Consider the following 23995-nt stretch of genomic DNA (forward strand, 5'->3'; position numbering starts at 1 on the left):
TGTGTATAGACGCGCTCTTTTTACAAAAGTTCTGTAAAAGCATTAAATTTTTTAAAAAATGCTTAGGTCAGCAGACAAGAATGATTGTGTTTTGCTACTCATCCTTTAGACTTGCCGGACCTTTGCTCGTTTGAATTGATATAAAAATACATGAAATCTGCATCGTCTTCACTAACTTCCACTTCAAATGCAATAGAACACCGTTGTGATGTATTGATTATTGGTAGTGGCGCGGCGGGATTAAGCTTGGCTCTTAAGCTCGCCGACCATTGCCAGGTTATTGTACTAAGTAAAAGTGATCGCAATGAAGGCTCTACCCGCTATGCACAAGGTGGTATAGCTGCCGTATTCGATGAACAAGACTCCATAGATGCTCACGTAACAGATACGTTAGCAGCAGGCGCAGGACTTTGTGAAGAGCCTGCCGTGAGGTTTACTGCGGAGCGAGCAAAGGCATGCCTTGAATGGCTTATCGGTTACGGCGTACCCTTTGATACAGAAAAAAGCGAATCTGGCGAGGAACGCTTTCACCTTACCCGCGAGGGTGGGCACAGCCATCGCCGTATTCTTCATGCCGCTGACGCCACAGGTGAGGCACTTCAGATTACATTAAATGACGCGGTATCGACACATCCGAATATCCACGTTTTCGAGCGCTACAATGCTATTGACCTTATTCCTTCAAAAGAAGAGAAAAAAAGTGTTGTAGGTGCCTACGTTTGGAATAGACAACAAGAACACGTGGAAGTCATACGCGCGCCTTTCGTAGCGTTGGCCACTGGCGGTGGCAGCAAAGTCTATCAATATACATCTAACCCTGATGTATCAAGCGGTGACGGAATTGCTATGGCATGGCGCGCAGGCTGCCGTGTAGCGAATATGGAGTTTAACCAATTCCACCCTACCTGTTTATTCCACCCGCAGGCACGTAATTTCTTAATTACTGAAGCACTACGCGGTGAAGGAGCAAACCTCTGCCACGCTGATGGCACCCGCTTTATGCACAAATTTGACGAACGAGGCGATTTGGCGCCTCGTGACGTAGTAGCCCGGGCTATTGACTATGAAATGAAGCGTTTAGGTGCTGACTGTATGTATTTAGATATTAGTCACAAGCCTGCTGATTTTATCGTTAAGCACTTCCCTAATATTTATCGCAAGTGCCGCTCTCTTGGTATAGATATTACCCGCGAGCCTATTCCAGTAGTACCGGCTGCGCATTATAGCTGTGGCGGGGTAATGACAGACTTTAATGCTAAGACCGATTTAAATAATGTCTACGCAATTGGCGAAGTTGCCTACACAGGTCTACACGGTGCTAACCGTATGGCTTCTAATTCTCTACTTGAATGCGTGGTGTTCGCCAGCGCCGCTGCAGACGATATAATTAAAAACCTTCACAGTGCAGAATGTGAAGAGGCTATAGCGCCGTGGGATGAAAGCCAGGTATCAAACTCAGATGAAGAAGTTATCATTCAACATAACTGGCACGAACTTAGACTATTCATGTGGGACTACGTAGGTATTGTACGCACTGACAAGCGCCTTGAACGGGCCATGCGCCGTATCAAACTGTTAGAGCAAGAAATTACTGAGTATTACTCACACTTCAGAGTAAGTAATAACCTGCTAGAGCTTCGAAACCTCGTTACGGTTGCAGAACTCATTGTGCGATGCGCGATGGAACGAAAAGAAAGCAGAGGGCTACATTTCAACTTGGACCATCCTGAACAATTGGACAATCCAGCCCCCACAATTCTTACACCAAGAAAGCAATTGTCGGGTTCTGACGTAGGTTTATTAATAACCCAAGACAGCTTTTCTAGCGCCGACTAAAACATAGCGATATACGCTTGCTATGTAGGGCTAATTTAAGGTTTACGTTCAAATTAAAAACGCCAGCTAGTGCGAACGGATGCTTTAAGAATACAGCACTTGCAAGCAAACAGTGCTATTTATAAACGCCCAAACAAAAAAGAGAGCATACTTGTATGCTCTCTCAATCACTCTTTCAGATGCCTTTTCTCAACCCTGGATTCAATTCAGGGCTATCTTCTTTTAAAGCTTTTTTTGATTAAATACCACACTGATTAAACGCCACGCTCGCTGATAAATGTACAAGGCTATCGTCACTATCGGTTACGTCTAACAGCGCACTAGTATCCGTTTTACAGTGTTGCTGAATATGAATGTTATTAGGCAAGAAAACTGGCTTTTTAAAGCGACAATTTACTTCTTTCACGGTTATAGATTGACTGTTCTCTTGGTGACTTACAAACGCTGACACCGCACAAGATAAGGTCCACATCCCATGTGCTATGGGCTGTTTGAACCCAAAGGCTTTGGCGGATATAGCAGACAAGTGAATAGGGTTATAGTCGCCAGAAAGCTTAGCGTAGCGTCGTCCGGTATTTGCCGATGCATTAATGTCAGCAATTAGCGCTCTATCTTCAAGGCTACATTCGTCACTTAGGTCGGTTTTTGGGCCAAGCGGTGCAACATGTACGGCTTTAACTTTCACCAAATAGCTACTTATGGCCCTATAGACCAGATTCCCCGACTGAAGTGCTTCTAGCATAACGTCCACTTCCCACCCGCGGCTATGGGGTCTCACGTCGTGAAAGCGCACTCGACATTCAAATGGCTCGCTTAAATCACAATGCTCTAGCACAAACACTTTGTTCGCAGCGTGAATCAAACCGAGTAAAGGAAATGGGCTTTGTTTGTCTAGCAAGCACTGCATCTGTAACGGCAACGAAAGCATTTGCAAATAAAGAGGATGAGCATGCTCATTCGCCGGCCAATCAACTTCTTGACAAAAAGAAGCATAGTGCACGTTATCGACATTGAGCGTTTTTGTGTATATGCGCTGCGGCAACGTAGGCGGCTTAAACTGCATAAGTTGCCTGGCGTCAACGCGTTTGAATAACGCTTTAGTATACTCACGAAACATCTGTTAAATTCCTTTAGGGCGTCGCTTTTCTTGCGAAGATAATGGCTCTTGCCAACCTGCGGTAGTCTGCCTCGCAGCACTCACCTTTTAAGACCCACGTCAAATGGTTATGACCTTTTTCGAACCAATGCCGTTTATGGCGCAACACGTTAATGCACATTCCCCAAGTAAATAACTGGGAAGACTGATGAATCTTCATCGATGTGCCATCGGATAAAGCATCGGTTAACACACTGGGCATGGTCGTGCTTGATGGTTCTAAAAGAAGCGCACTATCGTCAATAGCGCGAATAATACCATCGCTGGTCAAAGAGAGTGCATATTGAGTAGTAGAAATATTGTTACTAAACGCGTCATAAAGACGCCAGACTATCATTAACGTAGCCACGGCAACTATGCACACTAATTCCGCGGTGAAGCCCAGCCAAGACCATAGGTATTGAGGAAGGCTGCATAGTGCTGCCATAAGGCAAACGGCCACGCATAATTCCCCAAATACTTTTCTAAATCTATTGTGCTTTATGCTAACTCTATACTTTGACACGATTTACAATAGTCGCCACCATGGCGGCTAATTCAGGATCTTCGCACTTTTGATGTCCCATTATCCAAGCAAACAAATCAGGGTCATCACTGGTAAGTAAACGTTCAAATGTTTCTTGGTCTTCATAACTTAGTGAGTCAAAGGCTTCTTCCACGAAAGGAAGCAATAGTACATCTAACTCTAGCATGCCTCTGCGGCAGGCCCACTTTAATCGGGCTAGTCTTTTTGGTTCAAACATATGTCTTTTATACCGTTTTTTATTCGCCATCAATAATACCATGCCCTGCGGCTGGGGATCACTGCTCTTTTGGTCTGATAGGCAAACTAAATAGAACTTAATCTTCACACATTAGTGTGTACTACCCTTGAATATTGCTGGTTTTACCATACCTTGAGTACATACAGCGAACTTTACAGTGGTGAATATGACATCTATCGCAGCATTACAAGATCTTCCTCATGAGTTTATGGTCAAGCTTTCAAACACCATGACTATTTCATTGGTAGGTGAACAGGCTGACAGCTACCTTCAAGGTCAAATCACGGTCAATATCAATAAACTTGATGCAAATACGGCAAGGCATTTTGCGCATTGTGACAATAAAGGCAAGACGTGGGCTACGGGGTACGTGACCCGCCACTTAAACAAATTATTGCTGCTTACAAATGACGATGCGGGCAGCCATTCGTTAGCCCAGCTCAATAAGTATGGCGTATTTTCTAAGGTCGATATTGTTGACGACTCGCAGGCGTACAGCGCTCACTTCATTTCACTTGATGCAGCAAAATCTGATGAGGTTAAAGCCCTACTAGAGCAACTTTTTTCGGGTGATAAAGTCGCACAACTCGTTGACGGCGATACTGCAGACAAAGGTATGCTGCCGAAAATAGAAAGTGAGCATGGCGTAGCATTGGTAGCCAACACTACTCGCAAAGGCATTGTTGTTCTTTTAGATGAAAACGGCACAAAGCGATTAAATGCGTTAATTGAGACAAAAACTGTAGTGTGTTATTCCCACGTTGTGTTTGACGCCATTCAGATTGAAAGCGTTCACGCCTTAGTACGAGGTGAAGCTGTAGCGGAATATGTACCACAAATGATTAATGTACATGCGCTTAACGGTATCGACTTTGATAAGGGCTGTTATATGGGGCAAGAAGTGGTTGCACGAACACGCTTTTTGGGCAAAAACAAACGTGCCGCTTATAGCTTCAAGCTTGAAGAAAAAGTAGATATCAAACCTGGCGATAGCCTTGAAAAGCAATTAGGTGAAAATTGGCGTATAGCGGGCAAAGTACTCAATGTTGCGTCGCTCGATAACGAAACCTGGTTTATTGCTGTGTTAAATAACGACACTACCCCCGAAGATTTACACAGACTGGCTGATAACAACGCCATTACCTGTTACCCTAATAGCTTGCCGTACAGTATTGAGCAACAAGCAAGCAATATTGTGAAAAAACGTCGATAAGCAGTTTACTGCTGCATTAAATTTATTGCCCTTTTTTTAATCATAGGGCCAAGATAGGATTTGTTATGACAATTACTTCTGACAGCGTTGTAACGCTACACTACACCGTATCTACCGAAGACGGCACAACGCTAGACTCTTCAGAAGGTAAATCGCCGCTAGTTGTACTTCTAGGCCGTCGCTTCTTAATTGAAGGACTAGAAGATGCTCTTATCGGTAAATCGAAAGATGATAGCTTCAACGTTTCTGTAAACCCTGAGAAGGCTTACGGTGAACGTTCTGACGAACTTGTTCAAACCGTACCTCGTTCAATGTTCGACGGTATGGATGTTGAAGTTGGTATGTCTTTCCGCGCCACTACTCCGCAGGGTGAGCAGTCTGTAATCATTATCGAAACAACTGACGAAGAAGTTGTTGTTGACGGTAACCACCCGCTAGCAGGTATTCCGTTGACGTTCGATGTAACGGTTGTAGACGTGCGTGAAGCGACGCAAGAAGAGCTTGAGCACGGTCATGTGCATCAGGAAGCAAGCAGCTGTTGTGACCCGAAAACAGGCGAATGCTCGGAAGATAAGCACTAAGTTGTGTTGAACGTATCAAAAAGGGAGCCAAAGGCTCCCTTTTTATTTTCGAAGAATACGGTTAAATTATATTGCGTCTTCGTTTTGTTCACCGGTACGAATACGCACAGCACTTTCAACGCTGTAAACGAAAATTTTGCCGTCACCTATTTTGCCCGTTTTAGCAGATGACTGAATGGCTTCTACCGCTTGTTCAACGCGGTCATCATCTAACACAAGCTCAATTTTGATTTTAGGTAGGAAGTCAACTTGGTATTCAGCACCGCGATAAAGCTCGGTATGACCTTTCTGGCGGCCAAACCCCTTCACTTCTGATACTGTCATCCCTGCGATACCGACTTCAGCTAGCGCTTCCCTAACGTCGTCCATTTTGAACGGTTTAATGATAGCTTCAATTTTTTTCATGACTACAACTCATCGTAAATTGTTGGAATTGGTACACGTTTGTGTTGTGTACGCTCATAAATATAGAGCAATTTCTCTTCCACTTCTGCAGAAACAGGCTTGCCTTCCAAAAAGTCATCGATTTGGTCGTAGGACATGCCCAGCGCTTGCTCGTCAGCTTTTTGTGGCGAAAGGCTTTCTAAATCAGCGGTTGGGGCTTTAGTGATTACATTGTGCGGTGCACCTAAATGGGCTGCCACTGCACGCACTTGGCGCTTACTTAGACCAAATAAAGGCGCTAGATCACACGCTCCGTCACCGTACTTAGTATAAAACCCTGTAATATTTTCAGCCGAATGGTCTGTACCGAGAACAAGCCCATCAACCATTCCCGCAATTTCATACTGAATAACCATACGAGTACGCGCTTTGACGTTGCCTTTAACGAAGTCCTGCTTCGCTTCACTTTCAGGAAGAAGTTTGGCATTAGCAAGCGCTTGTGAAGTAGAGGCGTGAATTGCGTCTGCACCTGGTTTAACGTTCACCGCTAGCGAATGTGAGGGCTGAATAAAATCGATAGATTTTTGTGCATCTTCTTCGTCAGCTTGAGTGTCATAAGGTAAGCGAACCGCAATGAACTGATAATTTTCATGATGTTCGTCATTTAGCTCGTTCACCGCTAACTGTGCTAATCGACCCAAAGTACATGAATCAATTCCCCCACTAATACCTAATACCAGCGAATTCAAACCTGAGGTAAGCAACTGCTTTTTGATAAAAGATACTCGACGTGCAACTTCATATTCGACGTCAATTTCAGGCAGCACTTTCATTTCATCAATAACTGCTTGTTTTTGCATTGTAATATCCACGTATTTTTGAGGCGTCCTGGAACTCGATTCTACGACAATATCACTTCAGATGTTAGTGATATCCTCGCATCTATTTGATTTACCTTGCACTTACAGTGCAAAAGAAAACGCATCGGATGTATATTTTATTATTTTTGAGCGTAGGCATGGGTTGTGCGAAACAGTTAACCGTAAGGCGTATGGTCAACTATGCGATATCACGGTAAAACATACCTTTGCTAGTGTATTTTAGTTTACCCTAAAAAATAGGCGAGTAATGCATATTTATCGCGTAGTATCATTACATCGAAGATAGAATAAAAAAGTAAATTGAAGGTGAATTAGTTTCTTGCTCAAGGCAAGCTCTGAAGGCTCTGACTCCCTAACAGCAATAGCTTTACCTGCGGTTTGTATGGCGCAATTTATTAGTTAATGATTTAAAAAGTTTGGAAAATAACAGTCTCACAATGATAAGAACAAGATTAAAAAAATATCCAAAAGCCTTTGTTAAACAAAAAGGTCTTACACTGCTGGAGATGTTGGTCGCCGTTGCTGTACTGGCGATTATTCTTACTACTGTTGCGCCCAGTATACAAAGTGTTCTTATCAAAAATAGAATTACCTCAGATATAAATAATTTAAGTGCCGTGGTGCAGCGGGCCAGGTTTACCGCGGTAGACGAACAAGCAAGTGTTGTTTTGTGTCCAACAGAAAATTACACCGCCTGCACAAGCAGCTGGAAAAAGGCGAAAATGGTATTTGTGGACAAAAACGGTAATGGTAGTCGTGACAATAACGAGGCACTTATTGTTGCAAGCGATCCGCTTAACTCCGCAAACGCTATCTACGGTGTAACAGGAAGCTTAACCTTTGACGAGCAAGGCGCAATCGATACGGCTGCAACAATTACGCTGTGCCCCAAAGATAACGATGCAGACTATGCCTCTGCCCTATTACTGTCGCTATACGGTCGAATTTCGATAGCTGTAGACAGTGACGACGATGGTGAAAAAGAAGATTTAGATGGTGATGCGCTATCTTGTAGTTCATAGCCGTAGTTGCTTCCCCCCCACTTCCCACCCGAAGTTAGTATACGCAGTTAGTAAGCTGGGTTGAAAACGCTATTACCAGCATTCTTTCGGGGCCAACGAGGTTTCACTAATTTTTAAAACCCTACAACTGTCATTTTGCTTTTTAAAAAATAGCGTAGCTGCCACTTCATATCCACCACTTTGACTCATCGTCTGTGCAATGCTGACTTTATCGATATTGGCTTGAGGCAGAGCAGTCAACGGTAGGTAGACACCTGACTCTAACCAACTTCTCGACTGCATTGACTGTATTGATAACAAGTACGCTTTAACTTGATTTACTTGGCTTAATTGCCAACTTGATATTATCGCAGTTGTAGTTGCTAAACTTAATACACTAACGATAGCGAGCACAGCCAATACCTCAACTAGCGTAAATCCTGTGTTAGAAATTCGATTGTTTAAACCAACGCTATTCCCTTCCATGGTACAGCTTTCTCTCATTGTGTTTTTCAGTACATTAAGCCTATCAATTTAGCACGGGCACTATTACTGGACTTACGCATGGCTTTTCCTGAACGAAGAAATAAAAAAAGAGAAGATAATGGGTATATGCGCGCAATAGGTATGTCGCTCATTGAATTACTTATCGTGATAAGTATTACAAGTATATTGTCGGTAAGCGCGGTTCCGTCATTTCAAACGTGGCTAGAGCGAAACGATTTTAAACATTTCGCGTCGCAATTAGCCAACTCAGCTAAGCAAGCACGTATTTATGCACTTACCCAAAAAAAGCCCTATTACCTCATCGCAAAATTCGAAAATGCAAACTGCGTAATAATCAGTAACGATGAAAACTGCACCTGTTCAACACACCAAAACTGTGCGTTAAATGACGCCGCGTTTTGGGAGCTTCCAGCAAAATGGAATTCAAAGCTAACCACGTTAAACGCAAAAGACAAAACCGTAGCTTTCAATCAACAGGGTACAGTTAATTTCGGCAGTGCCACCACATTTGAGCTTTCCAGTGACCATTTTGCTGCCAAAGTCACGGTCAGCCCGCTGGGTCGTGTGAAGTTGTGTAGTGAACAACGCATTACAGGTATTACGCTGTGCTAGCTTTTCCAAAAACATTGAATGATTTAAGTACAAATAAAACTGGCGGCTATAGTATTACAGAGCTTATGGTAGCCTGCACTTTATCAAGCATACTGATAGCAGCGATAACGACTTACAATGTGCAGTCTTACGTTAGTTTATCTTCACTACAACATGCTACCGCAATAGAAGAAGACGCCCGAGCACTCCAAGATACTATTTCACGACATTTGAGCAGAGCTGGGTTTATTGAAAATAGCAGCACGCTTACGCCTTTTATAACCCTTGCGAGTACCCCTCAAACAGTGGCTAACGTGAGCCTTGGTCAACAAACTGGTGAAACAGCAAATAGCTGCATCACGTTTTCCTACGATAAAAATCGCAGTGGCGTTATTTCTACAGCGCAAGACGAAATGTTTGGATATCGACTACACGATAAGGCAATCGAATACAGGGTTGGAGGAAAAACCTGTACGCAAGGGGGATGGTTTGATTTAACCGACCCAAATACTGTCGAAGTGACTCAATTTGCCGCAATGGTACTGCACAACAGCAGCTGGGGTGCCGCTTATGAAATTAAATTAAGTCTGCAAAGTGTGATAGACCCCAGCCTTGTTGTCAGCAAAACATTTGTGGTGGAGGCGACCAATGAGAAATAAAGAGAGAGTAAAACAAAAGTCTATTACCTCATACACACAAACATTTACGTGTAAGCCTTACTTTTCAAAAGCGAAGCATGAAGGTATGGCACTCCTCTCGATTGTCGCTATTCTTCTAAGTGTCGTGACGTTTACGACCATAGTTACCTCGCAAAGCGTTCAGCAGTACTATGCCATACAGAAAATCAGGCAAGAGACGGTAAGCTCTCGAATACAATTAAAACAACATCTCAAAGAAGTGGCGACAGCGCTTAGAACGGAAAGTATTTCAACGGTGCTAACCACGACAAATCAGCCCTTTCTATCAACCACAGTTAATCAAGAAAGCCTAACGGGTGTTGCTCAGCAGTCTCTCACTCAGTACGAAGTGAACGTTTCTCACAATGCAGAAAACATTCAATATAAAGTTAATTTTCTTCGTTACCCTGCTCTTCTTAGATTGCCCACCGCATCACAGCTATTTTCATGGGATAACCAGCTCACTCATTGGTTGTTCAATCGAAGTGAAGCCGAGCTAAGTCCAGCATTTTTTCCCAACAGCGCGACAGCTTCTCATTGCTACAACTTGGAGAGTGCCACAGTCTATTGGATAAATGGTGACTGCGTTTTAAGCCATAGTGATCTAACTCATACATCAAGTTCAGCGCCTGCCTTGTTAATAGTGGTAGATGGAGATCTTACTATAAGTGCGAATACTCACTTCTTTGGGCTGATCATCATGCTCTCAACGACCACAGCTACTCATGAACTTCACCTGACACATTCCAGTTCAATTAAGGGTGCATTCGTGTCTAATACACAGTTACAACAGCAAATTTATGGTCTTTTGACGCCTTCAGCGCAAGTACTTAGCAACCTACAGGCTAGCACTCATATAGCGAAAATAATTCCCGTTCCTGGAACCTGGTATGACATCAATTAAAAAGCCCCAACAAAAAGAATTCAAAAGCGTATTGGCGATAATGCGTAGAATCACACCTGATGATAATCGTCTTTGCTCAAACTATAGTGGTGCGAATAGAGGTGGAGTGTTAATAGAGGTACTCATAGCGCTTTTAATTTTTATGACCTCTAGTGCTTACCTACTTTCAAGCGATATTAAAACACGAGTGCTTTGGCAGGCAACGTTAAAGTCACAAGACGAACAAACAAAACATTTAAATACTACAAGATTGGCACTCACACAAGATAGCGTAGATCAACGTTGGGAGGATATAGCCGTGTTTGGTATTCCGACAATCACACCTTAGCGTATTATAGTTTGCTAAGGTGCAATAATGAGGTGAATCAGTTAATCCTTAACAAGACCAGCAATATTCATCGGTTTCAAGAGAGCCATTATTATTTTTGTCCCACCCTTTTCTTCCATCGCTGAAGTAGTAAAGGGTACCATCTGCGGCTTGACCAGTTCCCGATACAGGGGTCGCTCTCAATTCGTAATCAGTCACTCCTGCAGATTGGATAGTCAGATTATAACGACGATTAGCCGTTGGCTCTGATGAAGGTGAGTGTGTTGCAAAAATAGAAGGCGCTCCGGTATCGCCTCCGCTTGCGCCTGCACCTTTGTAGCTAAAAGAACCACTATGATGACGCTCCATCGCTGACGCTAGACCTAACAAGTCAGCCTGACCGGTACCGCGATACCCATCAGCAATAACTCCCTGATAAGACGGATAAGCAATAGCCGCGATTATGCCGACGATAGCCACCACTATCATGAGTTCAATAAGTGAAAAGCCCTGAGCGTGTTTTTTTGCTTCCATGATTATTCCCTTTCAGTTTCTGAATGCCAGCTACCGCGTTGTATACGTTCAAATCGCCCGTAAATGTTTTCAGCTAAGCACTCAAAAGGACTGTTACAAGCTTCGTCATTGCCGTCCTCATCGACCTCTATTACCGCAGACACACACTCAGTACCTAAACATACAACCGGGCTAACAATATCTTCAATAAGTATTTTGGTTTCAGGTGCAATACCGGTTTGCTTCAACTCAGCAACGCGATCATCACCATTCACATCACCGTCGTTATTCACATCTGTAACAGCATTGCCATTAAACATGCTAACAAGATATGCACGACTGTTTCCGGTAGGCGGTGCACAGGCGCTGGTGCTGCTTGCAGCCGGAACATAGGTGGTAAAGAATACTTTGTAGTCGATGATAAGCGGAGACGACAGCACTTTCTCGCCATTTGTTGTTAGGTTTAAATACCAGCCATCTTTATTGGCGAACTCTGCTGCCGCAAGAGCTCGCTCGCTTTCATCACTGCTATTTAGCGCGTGACTGGTAGCGTTGTACATTTTATTTTCGGTCACTGTAGTCATGTACGTGTACTTGCCGTTTTCATCGCGTTTGAATACTCCGCTATCTTTAAGCATGTAGAAGTTATCTTCCACTACGGTATCTAGTGGAGATGCACGCCAGCCACTCCCCAACGCAACGGCATAATACAATTCATCACCTAATGCGATTTCTGTGACATCCGGCCCATAGTAAAAACGGCGATTGGTTTCTTCAGTATCGCCACCGAAATCGGCAATACGTGCACCTTTTATAAAGTCAGAACCAGACTCTCCATTATAAATATCCAGACGAAATAGTTGGCCCCCTGTATCAGCAACATACATGTGGTCAGCTTCACCATCATTATCCCTATCGATGACAGAAATGCGCCCCGGGATACTATAAGTCATATGGGTTAAATCAAGATCAGAATCTTCATTACTGGCGTGCCAAAGTAGGCTTCCCGTATCAGCATCAAACATGTAGACGGCATTACCAACTGCGTCGTTGGCTCGTATCGCACGATCATCTTGAGCGTCATCGTAACCGCCTCCAACAATCATCACGTTTTTAACTTCACCGCCCATATTTACTTTTGTGATAGTTGGTCTCGACCACGTTTGACCTAACTTAGTTAAATCACCTTCTCCGCCAGTAAGTTGATACTTAAGCTTAGGCGAGTTTTTCGCAGTAACGTCAAAGACGTAATAGTTGCGGCCACCTCTACGCATGCCAACATAAAGATACATTTTGTTATCCACTGTACGCAGAACCATATCGCCATCTAGTCCATACTCATGGTTTAGCGACGGAGTATCTTTGTAGAAGTGATGTAAATTTTGTAGCAGCTCTTTTGGCATGATGGCAAAGTTTTCTTCGCCGGTTTCTGTATCAAATGAATGAAGCATTCCTTGGTTAGTCGCGACAAAAATGGCCGAATCGTTAGTACCATAATTCACAATGATAGGCTGTGAATGAATGGGGTCGCCCATTTGGGTTCTGTAGTCACTCGTACTGCCATTTCCATTGCTGTCTTTTACATCAACACCTCGTGCCCATTTTAAGATAGCCTCTCTTAGCTCATCCGCGTCGGTCTCATTTTGGATAGCAAGATCTTCATTCGTAATATCAGAGTTATCTTCATGAAGTTCATTGTCCTCATCGACAATAGACCCCGTTCCGTCAAAAACATAGATGTTGCGGTTTGTACCCATACGACTTGCGGCTCCACCTTCGCTCACCTCACTGCCGTCAGCGAGTGTTGACCAATAGCTATGAGAATTCTCAGCAAAGAACCCGGTTTCGCTATCCACAGCACTGTGACTGTTCTTATCGAGAATTTCGTCTCCACTCAATCTGTAGCGCTTTAAGTTGCCAGGCCAAATTGCGCCTTCGCTAGGCTTAAACAGCGCAAAATAAAGTTCATCTCTGTGGGTAAGACGGTTTAACTGGTTAACCGCTACACCGGGGGAAACAAACGTGGCATTCACGTCTTTTACAGAGCGTAAAATAGTATTGAAAGCTTCAAGCAAATCAGTGCTGTTGTCCGCTTGATAGAAGCCACCACCGCTTTGCAGCGCAAGTTGGTTGAGGAAATTATTAGCAGTATTATTCGCCGCGAAACCTATCGTGTGCGTTATAACTCTTGGCCCAATAACCGATGTAGACGTATCGCTGATGTTTTTAACCAAGTCAAGGCCGCACTTTTCGCCGCCACTACCCGTACAGTTTTTACCTAGCAGCGTTTGAATTTTAGACACACTATGGTTGTTATTTGCTTCACCGTCAGATAACAAAACGATGTGATTATTGGTTTGACACTGTAAGTCAGATACCGGCGAAATATAGGTCGCGGGAGTGGGAATTTGCTCTGTAACGCAATCGCTGTCAGATAGATTATCTTCTGAACATCCAAACGGTAAAATAGAGTCTGCACCTATATAAGAGCTACGATGACTTACTCTGGTACTTTTTCTAACAGAATTGTTAACTCCGTTCTCACCACGTTTGCGGCCATAATCTACACTTCGACCGCCATAGTAATTTGTGGCTTCTAACAAGGTATCTACGATAGGAGTAAAGCCATTGGCACTTAGCTCATCAATCTTACTTACTAAGTGTTCGCGCACTGATGCTGTTGCGCCTGGCGTGGCGGCACCATTAAACTTCACAATCAATTTGGGCGCTTTAGACGGTGAGTTATAAGTGTGCGCTCCTCGATAAGACACAAAATCGTCCATCACAAACGCCATATCATTACCTGACCGCCAACCAGAGCGGTCGACGATTTGTTTGACGATACTGCTTATATTTGGCGTGCGATAATTGTTGTTGTTGTAAAAGTCAGGCATTGACCACGTAATGCCTGAGGTTTTTGGCAGATTTCGCAAGCGATAGCGTTGGTTTGGATGAAAGTCTGCCGCATCATCGTCAGCGACACCGCGTATACGCATACTAGGGTTGCCATAAGTTACAGTACTGTAGGCCGTAAACTCGAGGTACGCCTCTGTTATTTCAGCGCCTTGCGGAATATTTACGTTTCTGAACCTTACCCCAATGTAGTCGTTGTATGATGGGTGAAACGTGAGCTCACTTCCTGTGTTAGGATAACCATTGGTCGCTTCTTCAGAGTTATCTTTAGAGTTACCAACTTGATAAATGCCCTCACCTTGTACACACCCCGTCGCGGTAGAGTCATCGTAAGATACAACTAATTGTGGCGCACCGCTTTGTCCTAAATCACTCGCTCTTGCCTCTCGACCACTAGCGCTGTCCGAACTTGAACCTTCAATCAGGATATTTAAGTCTTTTCCGCCACACCAAGCAGACAAGTCCACAACTTCTTGTATTACAGCGCTAATGTCTGGCGTGGTAATGACTTCACCTGAGGCGGGAAAACTATTGTCAGTCAACCATTCGACATTGGCGCTTGTTTTGGTCCGTTCGCTAAGATTATTTCTGCTTGAAGAAAACTCGGTGCTAGATGCAGATGCTTCTGCTGAAATGACAAGAGAAGTACCTGCAATATTAAACCTTTCAGAAGTAAGGCGAATATTAGCACTAACAATGGTAGCCCCTTGCGGTATGTTTAAATCGGTAAAGCGCAGGCCAGAAGTTACCGTTTGGGTGCCACTACTTAATATCAGGTCGTTGCTGTCTGTAGTCACATTACCGTTTATTTCATGGGCATCATGATCATCGTCGTTTGTTGAAACAATAATTTCAGGACGCACAGCCTCATCAATATTACGTATAGGATATAGGATTGGCCCGCCATAGTCAGAAAATCGCATCAGACCAGCATTAATATTTGTGGCAGAGCGCAACGCGTCTTTCAGCGCATTTTGCACCCGGAGCATTCTGGTCTGACTGGTGTTATCATAAGACCCCATACTTCCCGATGAGTCCATTATAAAGAGTACATTTGGGTTATAGGTAACCGCACTGCTGGCATTCCCTAAATAAATATCAAGGTCATCGCCAAAGGCAGAAAAGCCAATACAGCTAAACAGCGTAATTGAAGCAAGGTAATTTGTTATTTTTTTCATCATAATACCTATTGTGAAGCCGGGCCAAAAACGGATGCAGCTAAGCTGTTAGCTACCACTGTGGACTTACCCGCAACTTTTCCGCAGCCTCTAATAATAAATACGTGGCAGTTAACATTACTTCCACCGATTACATTGCTAGAACCTCGGCAAGCTTGTTCACGAATAAATGCCGTGCGCGACCAGCTTTTTGAAGACGCCTCATTTTGATATGTACCGTCTGTAATATGCCTATCACCGATAGTTAAGCCGCCTTCAGTCATGTATCTATCAGTCCATTGATTTTCGTCGAAACAGCTCATAGAGTCTGCTTCAGGATTGAAAATAGTGCCTTGCCTTGCTTCTGAAAGTGGATCCGTTTTTGCTGGGTCAGTGAGCAAGGCCTCATCTTCGGATTCGAAAAAAACACCCGCGATTGCAGCTTCAGCCGCGTCGAACGCTAATCCACTTTGCTGCATAGACACGGCCATCTTTGATTGAGACAAACTGCTGGTTACAGCGCTTACGCCTAAAACCGTGATAGACAGCAAAACAAGTAGCGCAAATACCATGACTAAGCCTTGCTGTTTCATTTCGAACTCCTGACAAAATTTTTCATATTTCTTAGGGCCAAGGTCTTAGAAAAGACTTGATAATAATGGTCGGTCGTCATTGTTTTAGACGCCTCATTTAAGAGCGCATATTTTTGTGCTTGGGTTTGTCGCACTTCATTTTGGTAGCTTTTAAGCATAATGGCCCATCGCAATGACACCACTTGTTGATTGAGGGCTCTTAGGTTATCGATAGCATCGGCAGTTACGTAAGTGACGGCCTGACCATTAGAACTTGTGATCACGTCTGACACGCCAAACTGCACTTGAAAACTTTCCACGTTATCTAGCAAAGTGACTGTAATAGGGTCAACCGTTTGCGACTTAATACCAAGTAAAACGCGCCCATCATAACCGGTACATTTTAGTGCACTGCCGCTCACAAAATAATGATTAACAACGTGGAATTCGCGACCAGCATAGCCATGTGCGTTACCTGTACAATCTTCGTGATTCAAAAGGCTTACTACGAGTTTATCGCTACCACCGCTGGTGGTCTGTACGCTACCTAACGTGTTATTAGTGGAAAAGTCACCGGGCAAGGCAACTGGATGATTTTCGACATAAGCAGCTTCAGCGACAATATCAACAGATGTATCGACATCTGCGACAATTTGGTCATAACGGCCAACTTCGTAAAACTCCGCCGACAAACGGGCCATAATGAAGCGCCCAGATTCTTGAACTTGAGCCACCGCTTGATTAACTTTATTGGTAACGCTTGAACTGACTAAAACCTGAATAACCGCACCTGAAATAATCAGACCTAGAGTCAAAGTAATCATTAACTCAACGAGTGAAAAGCCGTATTGTGTTCGTTGACGATAGCTATTCATAGCGTGACGTCCTTAAACACACACCCATTGCTGTCACCTTCGGCTTCGTTACATCGCGAATTCAAATTATATTGCTGGTTGCCGGAGGATGACACGGGCCACATTAGCAAAATTTCCACACGTGAACCCGGGCTACAACTGTAAGTGTCAGCGGCGTTATTGTCATCACAGGTTACTGAAACTGTAGTTTGTGGATTTGTCTGCACTGCAGAGCATGAAAGCGCCCAGCCATCATACTTGGCCATTTGCACTTCACTACAGGCTTGCCCTTCACAGTTAGGAATGTTGGCGGGTCTTGTTAGGCAGCAGCCATAATAGGGCTGAGAGGTATTTGAGCAACTTAAACCTGAAAAATTATAGGTTGTGTCTGTGAAATAGTCGTTGTTTGCCACCATGCCATCGCCCACCGTTGCAGGACGTGCAGCGGCACGTAATCGCTCTGCTACTTGTGCGGCAACCATTTCCGCTTGGGTCCGGCTTATGGCATCTTTATTGGCAAACGAACCGGTAAACTGGAGTGCAGCAACGCCCAGTAATCCTACCGCCAATATAAATAGAGTAATCAAAATCTCTATTAGACCTACACCGCGTTGGGTGCAGATTGTGCTTCCTTTCACTTGGTTTCTCGCCACCTTTTTAACTCTCATCACTTTTGCCAAATTCGAAACGTAAGAACGGGTGTTATCACCAATTTAGTATAGTAAGACAAAAGCGCATTACGCTGGGTATTATTGGTTATCAAAACGTATAATTTTTAGCTACCTAAAAGGTCACAAACTGGCTATTAATGTTACGCTGACTTCCTCGGCCCTGCCGCACGAATACTTCACAGTATCGTAATTAAAGTCTCAGACTTTACACGCCCAGCGTGCACGCTACTGTAGTATTGAAGCTTCACTTCCACCAAAAATAAAACTGACTGGGTACCTTGTACAAGTAGCTAAATTCTTTTAGTCGCTAAACCTCATTTTAATTTAAGGTATCATTATCTATCCGCAAGTCATTGAATTTCCAGTAGACAAAAGCATAAAAAAACACCGCAACAAAGTGCGGTGTTTTTTTATTTTGAAAATGTAGCGAGTTTAAACGACTTGCTTAACTCTCAATTCTTTAGGAACAGCAAATTCTACGTTCTCTTCGCGCCCGGAACGCTCAGAAGCCGAAACTGCGCCCCATGCTTTAAGCTTATTTACTACACCTTGCACCAAGACTTCAGGGGCAGAAGCACCTGCGGTAACGCCAATATGCTCTACGCCTTCTAGCCATTCTTCTTGGATGCAATTAGCGTCGGCAATCAAATAGGCTTTAGCGCCAATTTTTTCAGCCAGTTCGCGAAGACGGTTCGAGTTTGAGCTATTCTGTGCCCCAACCACCAATAGAACCTGACAGTCTTGCGATAAGTCGCGCACTGCGTCTTGGCGATTCTGTGTTGCATAGCAAATATCGTCTTTTCTAGGGCCGTTGATTTTAGGAAACTTAGCGCGAAGGGCATCAATTACATCGGCGGTGTCATCAACAGATAACGTAGTTTGGCTGCAATAATAAAGATTTGCAGGGTCTTTAACTTCAAGCGTCGCAACATCAGCTTCAGACTCTACTAAATAGATACCGCCTTCTTCATTGCTATACTGACCCATGGTGCCCTCTACTTCAGGGTGACCAGCATGACCAATCAAGATGCACTCAGTACCTGTTTTGCTAGCACGAGTAACTTCCATATGTACTTTAGTAACCAAGGGGCACGTGGCGTCAAAGACCTTGAGACCACGACTTTCTGCTTCTTTTCTTACCGCTTGCGATACGCCATGGGCAGAAAATATTACTATGCTGTCGTCTGGTACTTCGTGAAGTTCATCCACAAATAACGCTCCACGCTCACGTAGCCCATCTACCACAAATTTATTGTGTACCACTTCGTGGCGCACATAAATTGGCGGCTCAAACATTTCAAGCGCTCGCTCAACTATTGTGATAGCTCTGTCTACGCCCGCACAGAAGCCGCGAGGGTTAGCTAAATGAATCTGCATAACTAGTGTCCACCTTGTGCTGAGGCGCCAGGCTTAACATCAATGATTTCTACATCGAAAATAACCGTTTGACCTGCTAACGGATGATTGAAGTCTACCGTTACTGAATCGCCGGCAGCACTTCGAATAATCCCCGGAATTTCAGAACCATCTGGCTGTGCAAAGGCTAGAATCATGCCTTCTTCTACTTGTAAGTCAGCACCGAAGCGGCTTCTATCCATGTAGTGAATATTGTTCGGGTCAGACTGACCAAACGCATCTTCAGGGCCTAATGTGAAAGACTTTTTGTCACCCTTTGCGAGCCCAAGTAAACACGCTTCAAAATTCGGTGTTAGGCTGCCGTCACCCATCACCATTTTGGCAGGTTTGTTATTTACACGAGTACTGTCTGCAGCAGAGCCGTCTTCAAGTTTCAAATCGAAGTGAAGAATAACTTCGCTATCTGCGCCTATTACTAAAGAATCTGTCATAACCTTTCCGAATACTACTTAATGGTTTCGCTACTTTTCGCGCCGCTTGCTTGCACGTTTGCGCTTTTTTCTTCACTTCTTTTATCGCCATTTTTAAACATGTCGATGATAAGTAAAGCCGCACCTATAAATATGGCGCTGTCGGCAATATTGAAGGCGGGCCAGTGATAATTGTTTACGTAAAAATCTAAGAAGTCGATGACATAACCATGAACTAAACGGTCGTAAACGTTTCCTAGTGCACCACCTAAGATAAAGGCAAATGCAACCGGCAGCATTTTTTGCGAACGAGGTGACTGTTTCAGCCACCACAAAATCACTACACTTACTACAACAGCAATGGCAGTGAAGAACCAGCGCTGCCAACCACCCGCATTTTCTAAAAAGCTAAATGCGGCTCCGTAGTTGTGCACGTAAGTAAAGTTAAAAAACGGCAGTACCTGTATAGACTGATACAGCGACATGCTGTCGATAACCGTATACTTACTCCATTGGTCGAGGATAAACGCAACTGCGCTTATCCATAAGAAACGCAACCCCGTTTCGCGAAAAAGCTTAAGCATAGTGACGCTCTTCTCCGTCTCCATCGATGTTTGTCACACAGCGACCACATAGCTCTTCGTGACCTTCATGTGAACCAACATCTTCACGGTGATGCCAACAGCGCACGCATTTTTCGCCACTTGCTTTATCAACGCTTAGCCATAGACCTTCAACGTCTGTAGCTTTCGCATCAGACGGAGCATTGTCGACTTTGGTTAGCGTAACGCCCGATGTAATAAGTACGAAGCGTAGCTCGTCTTCAAGTTTTGCGAGTACGTTGTACAACGACTCGGTAGCATAAAGCGAAATGCTCGCTTCTAATGAACCACCCAGTTCGCCATCTTTACGCGCCTGTTCCATCGCTTGGTTTGCCGCGTCTTTTACGCTTAGCACTTGATGCCATAGGGCATCATTAAACGTATCGCTTTGCGTGAAGTTATTAAACCCTTCGTACCAAGTTTCAGTAAATACAAACTCACTACGCTCACCTGGTAGCGTTTCCCAAATTTCTTGAGCAGTAAAGCTGGTGATAGGCGCCATCCAACGAACCAATGCTTCAATGATGTGGTACATGGCCGTTTGGCATGAGCGACGGGCCAAGCCATCTGCTTCGGCTGTATATTGACGGTCTTTAATGACGTCTAAATAGAATGACCCCAGTTCAATTGAACAAAAGTGCGTAAGCTTCTGTGACACTACTAGTAGGTCATACTTTTCATACGCTTCGATAAGCTCTTCTTGAAGCGCCTTGGCACGAGCAACAATCCAGCGGTCAAGAGCAACCATATCATCTTCTGCAACTGCATCTTTAACGTCAAAACCGTTAAGGTTAGCAAGAAGGAAGCGTGCCGTATTACGTACGCGGCGATAGCCGTCTGCAGCGCGTTTTAAGATTTCATCCGATACCGCAATCTCGCCGCGATAGTCAGTAGACGCTACCCATAGACGAAGGATGTCTGCGCCTAATTTGTTAGTCACTTCCTGAGGCGCCACAACATTACCTACCGACTTCGACATTTTTCTGCCGTGGGCATCTACCGTAAAGCCGTGTGTTAGCACTTCTTTATAAGGCGCGTGACCGTGCATGGCAGTTGATGACATAAGCGAAGACATAAACCAACCGCGGTGCTGGTCAGAACCTTCAAGATATAAATCGGCAGAGGCCGGGATATCATCGCGACGGTCTACCACAAAGTAGTGAGTTACGCCTGAGTCAAACCATACATCTAGGGTATCAGTTACTTTCTCGTAGTTGTCTAACTCGCTACCAAGCAGTGCTGCATCATCTAGATCCCACCACGCTTGTATGCCTTTCGCTTCAACTTCTTGCGCCACTTTTTCCATCAATGCCGCAGACTCAGGGTGAATCTCACCGGTAAGTTTATGCACGTACAAAGGAATAGGCACGCCCCACGTACGTTGACGAGAGATACACCAGTCTGGACGACCTTCAACCATTTTTTCAATGCGGTTTTGGCCCCAATCTGGGATCCACTTGGTTTGCTTAATTTGTTCAAGTGATTCAGCGCGAAGGCCTTTCTTATCCATGCTAACAAACCACTGAGGCGTAGCGCGGAAAATAATTGGCGTTTTGTGGCGCCAGCAGTGTGGGTAGCTATGCTCGTATTTCACGTTCAAGACAAGGTTGCCCTTCTCTTTTACCGTTTCAATAATTTCATCGTTAGCTTTAAATACAAACTTACCTGCAAATAGAGGCGTGTTTTCAAGGTACACACCATTATTACCTACCGGATTGTACACTTCGATATCGTATTGTTTGCCAACGTTGAAGTCGTCAACACCATGAGCAGGTGCAGTGTGAACACAGCCAGTACCAGACTCTGTAGTAACGTGTTCGCCTAAAATTAGCGGTACTTCAAGGTCTAAGAATGGATGATTCACTTTAAGCTTATCTAGTGCTTCGCCAGTACAGGTTGCCACTTCACGGAAATCTTCTACGCCGTAACGATTCATACAGCTTTCAAGCAGGTCCTGCGCTACCACTAACCATTCGTTTGACGGCTGAACCTCAACAATTGCGTAGGTAAGTTCAGGGTGTAAGCTAATTGCACGGTTGGCAGGTAGCGTCCACGGTGTAGTGGTCCAAATAACGACGCCAGCTTTGTGTGTGGTTAAGTCTCTTTCAGACACGCCAAACGCTTCTGCGATAGCAGCCACATCAGCTACTGGGAACTTAACGTCGATAGCCGGAGAAACTTTGTCTTTGTATTCAACCTCTGCTTCAGCAAGTGCTGAACCACAATCTGTACACCAGTGAACAGGTTTGAAGCCCTTTTCTAAGTGACCAGAGTCTACAATTTTACTTAATGCACGAATGATGTCGGCTTCAGATTTGAAGTCCATGGTTTTGTATGGGTTATCCCACTCACCAAACACACCTAAGCGTTTAAAGTCGGCCATTTGCCCGTCAATTTGCTTTTGCGCATATTCGCGACATTTTTGACGAAACTCAGCTGCTGTAACTTTCTTACCCGGCTTACCAACTTTCTTTTCTACCATCAACTCGATTGGCAGACCGTGACAATCCCAACCAGGAACATACGGAGAGTCGAAGTCGGAAAGGTTTTTAGACTTTACAATAATGTCTTTAAGAATTTTATTAACCGCGTGACCAATGTGAATATCGCCATTTGCATATGGAGGGCCATCGTGAAGAATAAACGGTTTTTTACCTTTTTTCGCTTCACGAATTTTGCTGTATACCCCTTTTTCCTGCCAGTCTTTAAGCATTTTTGGCTCGCGCTGAGCAAGGTTACCGCGCATCGGAAACGCAGTTTCTGGAAGGTTCAGTGTGGCTTTGTAATCACTCATAAAATTGTATTATCCGGTTACCTTAATGTTCACCCAATGCACGAAAACATTGTGAAGGCGATATTCATTTTGCGATGTTCAAATTAAAACGCTGAATTTGAAAAATTCAACGTAAAACTGGGTGTCGCCCCCACTAACGCGAGGCCGACGAAATATGTTCTAGCACCATAGTGCACTTGCACGTTCCACAAACAAGGATCAACGTTTAAAAAGTCGAGCACAATGAAACTAATACGCGCACAAACGTCTTGTGACTTTATCACGTTTAACTATGCTAATAACAGACGCGCTTGCGCTGCATCCGCTTGAATTTGATCTTTCAACGCCTCGAAAGAATCAAATTTAATTTCATCTCTTATTTTCGCCATGGGAAACACCGTAATGGGCTTACCGTATAGGTCGGATGACAAGTCAAAAATGTGAACTTCAAGTTGGTTTCGTACCCCGTTTACAGTGGGACGAGTACCAATGTTAGCAACACCGTTAAAGTGCTTGCCATCTACATCAACACGCACCGCAAACACGCCGTGAATGGGTGTTTTCTGGCGTTTAAGCATTACGTTAGCGGTCGGAAAGCCAATGGTACGGCCTTTTTTCTCACCGTGCACAACCCTGCCGTGAATAGCGAAGGGGCGGCCTAACATTTCGGTAGATAGTCCGAAATCACTGTCAGCTAGCGCTTCTCGAACCGCAGTTGAGCTTATTCGATGAGCGTGCATAGTAAAACTATGGGTACTTACTACATCGAAGCCGTACTGACGACCCGCCGCTTCAAGCATCTCGAAGTCACCTTTACGACCATTGCCAAAACGGAAGTCATCACCAACAACTAGGAATTTAACACCTAATTTGTCTACCAGTAGGTCGTGGACAAAAGTGTCGGCACTTTGTTTTGCAAACTCAGCGTTAAAGCGTACAGCAAGCAGTCTGTCCACACCTTGTTGGCGCAGCAATTCGTACTTTTCACGAAGAGGGCTGATACGCGCTGGGGCCTTATCAGGCATAAAAACTTCTTCAGGTTGCGGTTCAAACACCATCACGGTGGCTGGAAGTGATAGCGATTTCGCTTTTTCAAGCACATTCGCCAGCACAGCCTGATGACCACGGTGTACGCCGTCGAACTTGCCGATAGTGAGCACACACCCTTTGTGGTGCGGTTTTACATTGTTTAGCCCGCGGATAAATTCCACTGTTAGCCACTACCTTTTAACTGCTAGAAATTCAAAGCTCGCGATTATAGCCGACCACGAGCACAATACCAAGCGCGCGCACTATTCCCGCGCTGTCGGGT

General features: G+C 44.4%; 24 protein-coding genes. 8 read left to right on the plus strand and 16 right to left on the minus strand.

Annotated features, from left to right (window positions below; translation table 11 throughout):
* Positions 1 to 150: 150 nt before the first annotated feature.
* On the plus strand, positions 151 to 1836 hold the full coding sequence (nadB, locus tag PCAR9_RS13275) for an L-aspartate oxidase (protein WP_179984005.1): 1686 nt from the start codon (positions 151 to 153) through the stop codon (positions 1834 to 1836).
* A 238-nt stretch (positions 1837 to 2074) separates the two neighbouring features.
* Here the strand turns inward: nadB and PCAR9_RS13280 are convergent, their stop codons facing one another.
* From PCAR9_RS13280 to PCAR9_RS13290, 3 genes are read right to left on the minus strand one after another with little or no spacing between them, the layout of a single operon-like run.
* Complete coding sequence (locus PCAR9_RS13280) at positions 2075 to 2953, minus strand: MaoC family dehydratase (RefSeq protein ID WP_179984006.1); 879 nt, start codon at positions 2951 to 2953, stop codon at positions 2075 to 2077.
* 13 nt (positions 2954 to 2966) lie between these two features.
* Complete coding sequence (locus PCAR9_RS13285; protein ID WP_232091202.1) at positions 2967 to 3434, minus strand: hypothetical protein; 468 nt, start codon at positions 3432 to 3434, stop codon at positions 2967 to 2969.
* Positions 3435 to 3483: 49 nt separating this feature from the next.
* Positions 3484 to 3735, minus strand: coding sequence for an FAD assembly factor SdhE (locus tag PCAR9_RS13290; RefSeq protein WP_014950112.1), 252 nt, complete (start codon positions 3733 to 3735; stop codon positions 3484 to 3486).
* A 187-nt stretch (positions 3736 to 3922) separates the two neighbouring features.
* On the opposite strand from PCAR9_RS13290, the gene ygfZ reads away from it, so the two are divergent.
* Positions 3923 to 4969, plus strand: a complete 1047-nt coding sequence (ygfZ, locus tag PCAR9_RS13295; protein WP_179984007.1) for a CAF17-like 4Fe-4S cluster assembly/insertion protein YgfZ — start codon at positions 3923 to 3925, stop codon at positions 4967 to 4969.
* 65 nt (positions 4970 to 5034) lie between these two features.
* Positions 5035 to 5550 (plus strand): FKBP-type peptidyl-prolyl cis-trans isomerase, encoded by a 516-nt coding sequence (locus PCAR9_RS13300; protein WP_179984008.1) that lies wholly within the window; start codon positions 5035 to 5037, stop codon positions 5548 to 5550.
* 66 nt (positions 5551 to 5616) lie between these two features.
* Here PCAR9_RS13300 and PCAR9_RS13305 read toward each other — a convergent pair whose 3' ends face one another.
* Positions 5617 to 5955: a P-II family nitrogen regulator gene (locus tag PCAR9_RS13305; protein WP_012517511.1), complete on the minus strand. Its 339-nt coding sequence runs from the start codon at positions 5953 to 5955 to the stop codon at positions 5617 to 5619.
* A 2-nt stretch (positions 5956 to 5957) separates the two neighbouring features.
* Complete coding sequence (nadE, locus tag PCAR9_RS13310) at positions 5958 to 6794, minus strand: NAD(+) synthase (protein WP_179984009.1); 837 nt, start codon at positions 6792 to 6794, stop codon at positions 5958 to 5960.
* A 458-nt stretch (positions 6795 to 7252) separates the two neighbouring features.
* Here nadE and PCAR9_RS13315 point away from each other — a divergent pair, with 458 nt between their 5' ends.
* Positions 7253 to 7837 (plus strand): GspH/FimT family pseudopilin, encoded by a 585-nt coding sequence (locus PCAR9_RS13315; RefSeq protein WP_179984010.1) that lies wholly within the window; start codon positions 7253 to 7255, stop codon positions 7835 to 7837.
* 72 nt (positions 7838 to 7909) lie between these two features.
* On the opposite strand, the gene PCAR9_RS13320 is transcribed toward PCAR9_RS13315, so the two are convergent.
* Positions 7910 to 8302, minus strand: a complete 393-nt coding sequence (locus PCAR9_RS13320; protein WP_179984011.1) for a type IV pilin protein — start codon at positions 8300 to 8302, stop codon at positions 7910 to 7912.
* A gap of 78 nt (positions 8303 to 8380) precedes the next feature.
* Between PCAR9_RS13320 and PCAR9_RS13325 the strand changes: the two genes are divergently transcribed.
* The 4 genes from PCAR9_RS13325 to PCAR9_RS13340 are packed head-to-tail and all read left to right on the plus strand — an operon-like array spanning position 8381 to position 10823.
* Entirely contained in the window at positions 8381 to 8935 is a 555-nt protein-coding gene (locus PCAR9_RS13325; protein ID WP_179984012.1) for a GspH/FimT family pseudopilin, read from the plus strand.
* Positions 8929 to 9573, plus strand: coding sequence for a potassium:proton antiporter (locus tag PCAR9_RS13330; protein ID WP_232091203.1), 645 nt, complete (start codon positions 8929 to 8931; stop codon positions 9571 to 9573). The genes PCAR9_RS13325 and PCAR9_RS13330 overlap by 7 nt, the downstream gene beginning before the upstream one ends.
* Positions 9563 to 10495, plus strand: coding sequence for a hypothetical protein (locus tag PCAR9_RS13335; RefSeq protein WP_232091204.1), 933 nt, complete (start codon positions 9563 to 9565; stop codon positions 10493 to 10495). The genes PCAR9_RS13330 and PCAR9_RS13335 overlap by 11 nt, the downstream gene beginning before the upstream one ends.
* Positions 10482 to 10823, plus strand: a complete 342-nt coding sequence (locus PCAR9_RS13340) for a type II secretion system protein (RefSeq protein ID WP_232091205.1) — start codon at positions 10482 to 10484, stop codon at positions 10821 to 10823. Before PCAR9_RS13335 ends, PCAR9_RS13340 begins: the two co-directional genes overlap by 14 nt.
* 48 nt (positions 10824 to 10871) lie before the next feature.
* Here the strand turns inward: PCAR9_RS13340 and PCAR9_RS13345 are convergent, their stop codons facing one another.
* From PCAR9_RS13345 to ribF, 10 genes are all read right to left on the minus strand, one after another.
* On the minus strand, positions 10872 to 11336 hold the full coding sequence (locus tag PCAR9_RS13345; RefSeq protein WP_179984013.1) for a type IV pilin protein: 465 nt from the start codon (positions 11334 to 11336) through the stop codon (positions 10872 to 10874).
* 2 nt (positions 11337 to 11338) lie between these two features.
* Entirely contained in the window at positions 11339 to 15406 is a 4068-nt protein-coding gene (locus PCAR9_RS13350; RefSeq protein WP_179985242.1) for a PilC/PilY family type IV pilus protein, read from the minus strand.
* Between the two features lie 8 nt (positions 15407 to 15414).
* The gene (locus PCAR9_RS13355; RefSeq protein ID WP_179984014.1) at positions 15415 to 15978 is read right to left on the minus strand and encodes a PilX N-terminal domain-containing pilus assembly protein; all 564 of its coding nucleotides are present in this window, start codon (positions 15976 to 15978) and stop codon (positions 15415 to 15417) included.
* Positions 15975 to 16832 carry a PilW family protein gene (locus tag PCAR9_RS13360; RefSeq protein WP_179984015.1) on the minus strand — a complete coding sequence of 286 codons (858 nt, stop codon included), beginning with the start codon at positions 16830 to 16832 and terminating at the stop codon, positions 15975 to 15977. Before PCAR9_RS13360 ends, PCAR9_RS13355 begins: the two co-directional genes overlap by 4 nt.
* Complete coding sequence (pilV, locus tag PCAR9_RS13365) at positions 16829 to 17479, minus strand: type IV pilus modification protein PilV (protein WP_179984016.1); 651 nt, start codon at positions 17477 to 17479, stop codon at positions 16829 to 16831. Before pilV ends, PCAR9_RS13360 begins: the two co-directional genes overlap by 4 nt.
* A 435-nt stretch (positions 17480 to 17914) precedes the next feature.
* Positions 17915 to 18859, minus strand: coding sequence for a 4-hydroxy-3-methylbut-2-enyl diphosphate reductase (gene ispH, locus PCAR9_RS13370; protein WP_179984017.1), 945 nt, complete (start codon positions 18857 to 18859; stop codon positions 17915 to 17917).
* Positions 18860 to 18861: 2 nt separating this feature from the next.
* Positions 18862 to 19329, minus strand: coding sequence for an FKBP-type peptidyl-prolyl cis-trans isomerase (gene fkpB, locus PCAR9_RS13375; protein ID WP_179984018.1), 468 nt, complete (start codon positions 19327 to 19329; stop codon positions 18862 to 18864).
* Positions 19330 to 19343: 14 nt separating this feature from the next.
* The gene (gene lspA, locus PCAR9_RS13380; protein ID WP_179984019.1) at positions 19344 to 19892 is read right to left on the minus strand and encodes a signal peptidase II; all 549 of its coding nucleotides are present in this window, start codon (positions 19890 to 19892) and stop codon (positions 19344 to 19346) included.
* Complete coding sequence (gene ileS, locus PCAR9_RS13385) at positions 19885 to 22704, minus strand: isoleucine--tRNA ligase (protein ID WP_179984020.1); 2820 nt, start codon at positions 22702 to 22704, stop codon at positions 19885 to 19887. The genes lspA and ileS overlap by 8 nt, the downstream gene beginning before the upstream one ends.
* A gap of 269 nt (positions 22705 to 22973) precedes the next feature.
* Positions 22974 to 23894, minus strand: coding sequence for a bifunctional riboflavin kinase/FAD synthetase (gene ribF / locus PCAR9_RS13390; RefSeq protein WP_179984021.1), 921 nt, complete (start codon positions 23892 to 23894; stop codon positions 22974 to 22976).
* Between the last annotated feature and the right edge of the window lie 101 nt (positions 23895 to 23995).

This window comes from Alteromonas macleodii, from assembly GCF_903772925.1.
Lineage (GTDB): Bacteria > Pseudomonadota > Gammaproteobacteria > Enterobacterales > Alteromonadaceae > Alteromonas > Alteromonas macleodii_A.

Excerpts from the sequence above, each read along its gene's own strand:
- PCAR9_RS13355 (WP_179984014.1), bottom strand. The coding sequence starts at position 15,978 with ATGAAACAGCAAGGCTTAGTCATGGTATTTGCGCTACTTGTTTTGCTG.
- ileS (WP_179984020.1), bottom strand. The coding sequence starts at position 22,704 with ATGAGTGATTACAAAGCCACACTGAACCTTCCAGAAACTGCGTTTCCG.
- PCAR9_RS13305 (WP_012517511.1), bottom strand. The coding sequence starts at position 5,955 with ATGAAAAAAATTGAAGCTATCATTAAACCGTTCAAAATGGACGACGTT.
- PCAR9_RS13280 (WP_179984006.1), bottom strand. The coding sequence starts at position 2,953 with ATGTTTCGTGAGTATACTAAAGCGTTATTCAAACGCGTTGACGCCAGG.
- PCAR9_RS13300 (WP_179984008.1), top strand. The coding sequence starts at position 5,035 with ATGACAATTACTTCTGACAGCGTTGTAACGCTACACTACACCGTATCT.
- PCAR9_RS13345 (WP_179984013.1), bottom strand. The coding sequence starts at position 11,336 with ATGGAAGCAAAAAAACACGCTCAGGGCTTTTCACTTATTGAACTCATG.
- PCAR9_RS13335 (WP_232091204.1), top strand. The coding sequence starts at position 9,563 with ATGAGAAATAAAGAGAGAGTAAAACAAAAGTCTATTACCTCATACACA.
- lspA (WP_179984019.1), bottom strand. The coding sequence starts at position 19,892 with ATGCTTAAGCTTTTTCGCGAAACGGGGTTGCGTTTCTTATGGATAAGC.
- fkpB (WP_179984018.1), bottom strand. The coding sequence starts at position 19,329 with ATGACAGATTCTTTAGTAATAGGCGCAGATAGCGAAGTTATTCTTCAC.
- PCAR9_RS13320 (WP_179984011.1), bottom strand. The coding sequence starts at position 8,302 with ATGGAAGGGAATAGCGTTGGTTTAAACAATCGAATTTCTAACACAGGA.
- PCAR9_RS13360 (WP_179984015.1), bottom strand. The coding sequence starts at position 16,832 with ATGAATAGCTATCGTCAACGAACACAATACGGCTTTTCACTCGTTGAG.
- PCAR9_RS13290 (WP_014950112.1), bottom strand. The coding sequence starts at position 3,735 with ATGTTTGAACCAAAAAGACTAGCCCGATTAAAGTGGGCCTGCCGCAGA.
- pilV (WP_179984016.1), bottom strand. The coding sequence starts at position 17,479 with ATGAGAGTTAAAAAGGTGGCGAGAAACCAAGTGAAAGGAAGCACAATC.
- ygfZ (WP_179984007.1), top strand. The coding sequence starts at position 3,923 with ATGACATCTATCGCAGCATTACAAGATCTTCCTCATGAGTTTATGGTC.
- PCAR9_RS13350 (WP_179985242.1), bottom strand. The coding sequence starts at position 15,406 with ATGAAAAAAATAACAAATTACCTTGCTTCAATTACGCTGTTTAGCTGT.
- nadB (WP_179984005.1), top strand. The coding sequence starts at position 151 with ATGAAATCTGCATCGTCTTCACTAACTTCCACTTCAAATGCAATAGAA.
- PCAR9_RS13325 (WP_179984012.1), top strand. The coding sequence starts at position 8,381 with ATGGCTTTTCCTGAACGAAGAAATAAAAAAAGAGAAGATAATGGGTAT.
- nadE (WP_179984009.1), bottom strand. The coding sequence starts at position 6,794 with ATGCAAAAACAAGCAGTTATTGATGAAATGAAAGTGCTGCCTGAAATT.
- ispH (WP_179984017.1), bottom strand. The coding sequence starts at position 18,859 with ATGCAGATTCATTTAGCTAACCCTCGCGGCTTCTGTGCGGGCGTAGAC.
- PCAR9_RS13315 (WP_179984010.1), top strand. The coding sequence starts at position 7,253 with ATGATAAGAACAAGATTAAAAAAATATCCAAAAGCCTTTGTTAAACAA.
- PCAR9_RS13340 (WP_232091205.1), top strand. The coding sequence starts at position 10,482 with ATGACATCAATTAAAAAGCCCCAACAAAAAGAATTCAAAAGCGTATTG.